This window comes from Lentilactobacillus sp. (assembly GCF_040773105.1).
In the GTDB taxonomy this organism is placed as follows: Bacteria; Bacillota; Bacilli; order Lactobacillales; family Lactobacillaceae; genus Lentilactobacillus; species Lentilactobacillus parabuchneri.
Genome location: NZ_JAXGWW010000126.1, coordinates 1 through 5,908 on the forward strand (window position 1 = coordinate 1; position 5,908 = coordinate 5,908).

General features: G+C 45.6%; 5 protein-coding genes. 1 reads left to right on the plus strand and 4 read right to left on the minus strand.

The features are described from left to right. Positions 1-22: 22 nt before the first annotated feature. A complete protein-coding gene (locus AB3112_RS07435; protein ID WP_367334205.1) occupies positions 23-433 on the minus strand; it encodes a Spx/MgsR family RNA polymerase-binding regulatory protein in 411 nt (136 codons plus the stop codon). Positions 434-615: 182 nt separating this feature from the next. Here AB3112_RS07435 and AB3112_RS07440 point away from each other — a divergent pair, with 182 nt between their 5' ends. Next, entirely contained in the window at positions 616-1,734 is a 1,119-nt protein-coding gene (locus AB3112_RS07440) for an aminotransferase (RefSeq protein ID WP_367334206.1), read from the plus strand. Between the two features lie 475 nt (positions 1,735-2,209). On the opposite strand, the gene metF is transcribed toward AB3112_RS07440, so the two are convergent. The 3 genes from metF to AB3112_RS07455 form a co-directional block, all read right to left on the minus strand. Next, positions 2,210-3,106: a methylenetetrahydrofolate reductase [NAD(P)H] gene (gene metF, locus AB3112_RS07445; RefSeq protein ID WP_057911226.1), complete on the minus strand. Its 897-nt coding sequence runs from the start codon at positions 3,104-3,106 to the stop codon at positions 2,210-2,212. Beyond that, positions 3,084-5,369 (minus strand): 5-methyltetrahydropteroyltriglutamate--homocysteine S-methyltransferase, encoded by a 2,286-nt coding sequence (gene metE, locus AB3112_RS07450; RefSeq protein ID WP_367334207.1) that lies wholly within the window; start codon positions 5,367-5,369, stop codon positions 3,084-3,086. The genes metF and metE overlap by 23 nt, the downstream gene beginning before the upstream one ends. Before the next feature lie 81 nt (positions 5,370-5,450). Next, positions 5,451-5,908, minus strand: a 458-nt coding sequence (locus AB3112_RS07455) for an S-ribosylhomocysteine lyase (protein WP_367334208.1), incomplete at its 5' end; no start/stop codon positions are given.

Genomic DNA, 5,908 nt, shown 5'->3' on the forward strand with positions numbered 1-5,908 from the left:
AGCCCAATGAACACCCATTTAATTAGACAGTTTCCACGGCATCCGCGTGTGCCAACATGTCGTCTAACAATTCTTTTCTTGCGTGCCTTGGCAAGAAGCTGCGAATATTTTCTTCACTAAAACCAACTTGCAACTGTTGGTCGTTGAAAATCAACGGCCGGCGGATTAAGTCAGTGTGATTAACCATCAAGTCGATCAACTGTGATACAGTTAGATTATCAAAGTTGACTTTGAGCTTGCGGTAGCTGATGCATCGAGTCGAGATGAGATCTTCTGTCCCATTTTCCGACAATCTGAGTAGTCGTTTAATATCATCTGCGGTTAAGGGGTCCTTGGAGATATCGCGTTCGGTAAATTCAATGCCGTGGTCAATGAGCCGCTTTTTTGCCCGTCGACTGGATGAGCTGCTGGGTGCCAAATATAAGTTGAGCATGGTTGCCATCTCCTTTGCTGACTAGGACGACAATGAAAATTGATGCATCGGCTCACCAACCTATCCCCACGTTTATCATATCACGAGTATAAACAAAGTCAAATATAAACTATAAGATTATGGTTAATAGTCGCACCACATTTTTGAACTGAACACAAAGATGAATAAAGGAGCTGGATTGAATGAAAATTGCTGGATTTGGTGTGGAAGAATGGTTAAATAAATGGGAAAAGTCGGCGACGTACGACATCTCTCAAAGCACAATTTCGTCGATGACCATGCAAGAGGCGTTAGCGCTTGACGGCCATCAGGGAGCCGAGTTCTATGACATGCTGGACAAAGAGAAGATGAACTACGGTTGGATTGAGGGCTCGCCCGAATTTAAAGCTGAAGTGGCCAAATTGTATGCTGATGTGGACTCGGAAAATATTTTGCAGACCAATGGGGCAACGGGGGCGAATCACTTGGCCTTATACGCATTGATTGAGCCGGGCGACCACGTCATTTCCGAGTATCCATCGTACCAACAGCTTTACGACATTCCCAAGTCGTTGGGCGCAACGGTTGATTCCTGGCACATCCACGAAGACAAGCAGTGGTACCCGGATATTGAGGAATTAAAAGCTTTAATCCGCCCCGACACCAAAATGATTTGTTTGAACAACGCCAATAATCCCACCGGGACGCTTTTAGATGAGGCCTTTTTAAAACAAGTGGTTGCACTTGCTGACCAGGTTGGCGCCTACGTCTTGGTCGACGAAGTTTATTTACCATTGGACCATCCAGAAGCGTTTACTTCGATTGTGGACCTCTATGATCGTGGGATTGCGACCAATTCATTGTCAAAGACCTATTCGATGCCCGGAATCCGGATTGGCTGGACGGCCTCGAATCACGAAGTGGCCGATATTTTCCGAAAGTACCGCGACTACACTATGATTTGCGCTGGTGTCTTTAATGACTTGATGGCAACTTATATCTTAAAGCACCGCAAGCAGGTCTTGGCCCGCAATCAACAGTTGGTGCTCAACAACTTAAACATTTATCGGCAATGGATTGCGTCTGAACCGCGAGCCAGTGTTGTGATGCCCCAAGCGGTCTCGACATCGTTTCCCAAGCTCGACGTTCCCGATGATATTGAAGATTTTTGTGTTCGATTATTAAAAGAAACCGGCGTTTTGCTGGTGCCGGGTAACCGATTCGACATGCCCGGTCACGTCCGATTGGGGTATTGTGCCGACGAAGCAACCCTAAAGGAAGGATTAAAGCGACTATCTGGTTTTTTGAGACAGTACGACTAGCGGGTTTCTTAAGACGATCTAAAGGAGTTAGCGATTTGGTTAAGGATCATCATTCATATTTGGATTTGGCTGCACTTTAAGCTTCGGTTAAGCTGGCGACGGTAATCTAAGAACAATCAAATATGAAAGAAGGGATGATTCAAAGGTTAGTCACTAGGTTAAACACAGTCGGTAAACTGTTACGATTTCAATTTAAAGTGTAGAACGTCTCCTACAAGATATGATTCTTCCATCAAATTGTTATTTTCCCGTTATACGAGTAAGGAAGTCGGCTAATGAACCGCAATAATCTGTATTATACGTCAGGGATTGCCGCAACAGCCATGGCCTTAATGGTTGCTCACCGGATCTTTCGTCGATCGCAGTTGACACTTCATGCAAACTAAACCAATTCTTCTCCTCCAAGAAAGAATGGTCACAAAAAATCGTTTAGCGACTTAACCGTTCAAGCCGGTTATGTCACTAAACGATTTTTTTATGAGTTTGCTTTTTGTTTGCTCAAGTCGGATGCCGCAAAGACGGATTCGGTCTCGTCCCAGATACGTTTGGCGATTTTCGAGTTATTCATCGTATAAAGGTGAATGCCATCGACGCCTTGAGAAACCAGGTCGATAATTTGGTCGACCGCAAAGGCAATCCCAGCGTCCAGCATTGCTTCCTTGCTATCCTGGTAACGATCCATGATTGCCGCAAACTTCTTTGGAATCGGAACGCCTGAAATTTGCGTGATCCGCTCGATTTGGTTCTTATTGGTACAGGGCATAATGCCGGCTTCGATTGGAACGTTAATGCCAGCGATTTCAGTTTTCTCTTTAAAATCATAGAATGCCTGGTTATCGAAGAACAGCTGGCTGATTAAATGGTCAGCGCCAGCGTCAACTTTTTCTTTAAGGTGGGCCAAGTCATCGACAAAGCCGGCCGCTTCGGTGTGACAGTTGGGGTAACAAGCACTGGCGACGGTAAAATCAGGGCGTTGTTCCTTGACGAATTTGACCAGTTCGTTGGCGTGAGTAAAGTCGCCCGCGGGTTGTTTACCGGCAATCCGGTCACCCCGTAATGCCAGGATATTTTTGACGTTGATGCTGTCCAGCCGATCCAATAAGGCAAGTACCTGTTCCTTGGTTTGGTAAAGGCCCGGCACATGCGAAACGGCAGGAATGTTCAGCTTGTTTTGAATTAAATTGGCAATCTCCACGGTGCCATCACAGTGATCGGTGCCGCCAGCTCCCAATGTCACTGAGATAAAGTCGGGATTAAGGGACTGCAGTCGTGTCAAAGTTGGTAAAATTGCTTCGGTCGGGGAGGTCTTTTTAGGTGGAAAGACTTCCAATGAAAAGACAGTTTTGTGTTTAAATAACTCCGTTAGGCTCATTGATCTCACTCCTGACCTTCTTGGTGGCGTCAACAATATTCTTCAGACTTTCAAACGATTCGTCTTCCGAACGCGTCTTAAGGCCACAATCCGGGTTGATCCAAACCTTATCAACTGGCAGCTTTTCAACCAGTTGTTTGATAAGCCCTTCAACTTCTTGTTCGGACGGAATTCGAGGTGAGTGGATATCGTAAACACCGGGGCCAACTTCCGTCTGAAATTTGGCAGCAACCAGTTGGTCGATCAAAGTGAAGTCGGCACGGGAAGCTTCAAATGAAATCACATCGGCATCCAACGCGTCAATGGCTTTAATAATATCGCCAAATTCGCTGTAACACATATGGGTGTGAATTTGAGTACTTGGTTGAACCTTACTGTGAACAAGGCGGAATGCGGGAACTGCCCAATCGAGGTATTCAGAATACCAGTTGGACTTTCTAAGTGGTAAGTTTTCCCGTAACGCCGGCTCGTCAATTTGAATAATCTTAATGTCGTGTTTTTCAAGGTCGAGAACTTCGTCTTGAAGCGCTAAAGCAATCTGAGTAACCGATTCCTTAGGCGTCACATCTTCTCGTGGGAATGACCAGTTGAAGATGGTAACTGGTCCTGTCAGCATGCCCTTCATTGGCTTGTCGGTTAAGTTCTTGGCAAATACCGAAGCGGCAACGGTGATAGGGGCAGTCCGGCTGATATCGCCCCAGATGATTGGCGGCTTAACACCACGGGTTCCGTATGATTGAACCCAGCCGTTTTGGGTGAAGACAAAGCCATCCAGCTTTTCGCCAAAGTATTCAACCATGTCGTTTCGTTCGTACTCTCCGTGGACCAGGACATCAAGGCCGATTTCTTCTTGGATTTTGACGATCCGGCGAATTTTATCTTCATTGAATTTGTCGTATTCTTCCTTGGAAATCTCACCGTGGCGCAGTTTGGCACGATTTTGTCGGACATCTTTGGTTTGTGGGAATGAACCGATCGTGGTGGTGGGCAAGATTGGTAAGTTGAATTCCTTCTTTTGGATTTTTTCCCGTTCACTTCGAGCTGGTAAACGGGTGTAATCGGCGTCACTTAATCCATCAATCCGCTCATGAACTGCTTCATTATAAGGATGTTTAACATTGTTGAAGAGGGCGTTATTTTTCTCGAGGGCGGCCTTGCCGTCGGCTTCATCGTGATAAATACTGTCGAGTTCTTTGATTTCGGCTAATTTTTCAATGGCGAAGGCTAAATGTTGCTTGACGTCTGAGGGCACTTTGGTTTCATCTTCAGCGCTATATGGGACGTGAAGAAGAGAAGTTGAACTGCTTAAAACAACTTTTGCTTGGGTGTTCAGTCCGTTCAAGAAGTCAATGGTATTGGCGTAATGGTTCCGCCAGATATTCTTACCATTAACAACGCCGGCAAACAGTACTTTGTCAGCAGGGAAGCCATTTTTCTTCACGAGTTCGGCGTTGTATCGGCCTTCAACAAAGTCCAGGCCGATACCATCAAAATCAAGATTGATGACGTCATTGTAAATATCCCGGATATCACCGAAGTAGTTCTGCAAGAGGATCTTAGTGGATCTCTTTACAGCAAGAATGCCTTGGTAGAGCTTGTCGAACAATGCCTTTTCAGCCGAATTGACGTCAAAACTTAACGCAGGTTCATCAATTTGAACCCAATTAACACCTTGCTGGCCTAACTTTTCAATGACTTTTGAATATGCGGTAATGAGGTCTGCCACAAAATCATTTGGGGTGGTGCCGTCAAGAAAACGACTTAGTTTAAGCAGGGTGTAAGGACCGGTAATCACTGCCTTGACGTTAATTCCAAGTGCTAAGGCTTCATCAACTTCATTGAAGAGTTTGTCGCCGACTAGTTGCACCTGGGTCGTTTTGGTAAATTCGGGGACGATGTAGTGGTAGTTCGTGTTGAACCACTTCTTCATCGGCAGGGCCTTCACGGTTTCAGAGCCGTTTTGGTAACCCCGTGCCTGGGCAAAATATTCGTCCAGTGGGGATAAATTAAGCTGCTTGTAACGGTCGGGGACGATATTGAGTAGGTTGGCGGTGTCCAACACCCCGTCAAAGAATGAAAAGTCGCCAGCGGGGATTAAATCAATTCCGGCAGCTTGTTGTGCCCGCCAGTGATTCTTTCTGATGGTTTGAGCGGTTTGCTGTAATTCAGTTTGGTCAATTTTATTTTTCCAGTAATGTTCAGTCGCAAATTTTAACTCACGATGATGGCCAATTCTTGGAAAGCCGATAATAGTCGTTGTCATGTATTATTCCTCCTGATTGTGTTGTTTCTGTTAGCGTCTGGAAATATCCTTTAAATCAATAAGCGGTGGTTCAATGGCTGATTAAATCACATGGCGCTCATATGGGTCATTTGAAATACCCTCATCTAAAATCTTCTTGCTCCATTCCTTGGCTGAGAACAATGAATGGTCGCGGTAGTTGCCACAGCTGTACTTATCGACGCCCGGCACATCTTTCCATTCAACCTGGTTGGCAATTTCATCAAGTGAGCCCTTGAGTGCTTCAGCGACCTCGGTGGTGCTGTGTTCACCCCAAGTAATCAAATGAAAACCGGTTCGACAGCCAAATGGGGAACAGTCAATTACGCCGTCCAAACGGTCACGAAGCAGGCTTGCCAGTAAGTGTTCAATTGTATGAAGTCCAGCCGTTGGAACTGCCGTTTCATTTGGTTGGGTTAATCGTAAATCAAAGTTGGAAATCACGTCGCCGTTAGGGCCGGTTTCAGTCGTAATCAAACGAACGTATGGAGCTTTTACCTTTGTGTGATCCAATGTAAAAC